Consider the following 688-nt stretch of genomic DNA (forward strand, 5'->3'; position numbering starts at 1 on the left):
GGTGAGCGCGCGCGCCATGGTGCCGGTCACCGCCGCCTGGCCTGATTTTACCCCGCCGCGTGGCCGGATTTTGCACCGCCGTTGACAGTCGAGGCTGGGCGCGAGAGCCGATCTGCGATTTCCGGCACCGGCATCTTGCCTTCACGCCATTGGGCAATCTTCCGGCGTTCTTCAAAGCTCAGGTGCTGGTAGTGGGAAGCCATTCGTAAACCTCATGCAAATACCTGTATTATCTTGGCATTTGCACTTCGTTTGTGAATCCACCACTCTCCTGCGTACTTACCTCGATAAGCTGCGTCCGCGGGTGCTCCGGCCCGGCGACGAGGGAAATCCCTATATCTTTCCGGGTCAGGGATCCTCAGATGAAGGGCTCCATCAGCCCTACAAGACGCTTCTTAAGCGGACGACCCGGCTGCTGGCTCGCCATGTGGGGATAAAGATCAATCCCCATCTTTATCGGCATCTAGTCGGGTGGATCTGGCTCAAGGACAGTCCTGATCATCTCCCCCAAGTTCAGCGATTGCTTGGGCACACGAGCATCCAGACGACCCAGAATTATTATGCCGAAATCGACGAAACTTTGGCCGTAGAAGCGTGGCGGAGAGGTGGTCCGGAATTTCCGACCAGTTTGCCGCTTCGCTAAGCTCGGGCATGGGGGTTATGTCAGGCAGCGGCTTTCAGGTTCTGG

At 57.6% G+C, this 688-nt stretch carries 1 protein-coding gene and 1 pseudogene; one reads left to right on the top strand and one right to left on the bottom strand.

Going from position 1 to position 688, the window contains the following annotated elements; translation table 11 throughout:
* Positions 1-83: 83 nt before the first annotated feature.
* Positions 84-203: pseudogene (locus tag J0F76_RS20740) on the bottom strand (helix-turn-helix domain-containing protein); the annotation flags it as partial.
* A gap of 11 nt (positions 204-214) precedes the next feature.
* Here J0F76_RS20740 and J0F76_RS21450 point away from each other — a divergent pair.
* Positions 215-643, top strand: coding sequence for a site-specific integrase (locus J0F76_RS21450; RefSeq protein WP_207472356.1), 429 nt, complete (start codon positions 215-217; stop codon positions 641-643).
* Positions 644-688: the final 45 nt, after the last annotated feature.

This window comes from Paracoccus fontiphilus (assembly GCF_017356265.1).
Taxonomy (GTDB): Bacteria; Pseudomonadota; Alphaproteobacteria; order Rhodobacterales; family Rhodobacteraceae; genus Paracoccus; species Paracoccus fontiphilus.

Excerpts from the sequence above, each read along its gene's own strand:
- J0F76_RS21450 (WP_207472356.1), top strand. The coding sequence starts at position 215 with ATGCAAATACCTGTATTATCTTGGCATTTGCACTTCGTTTGTGAATCC.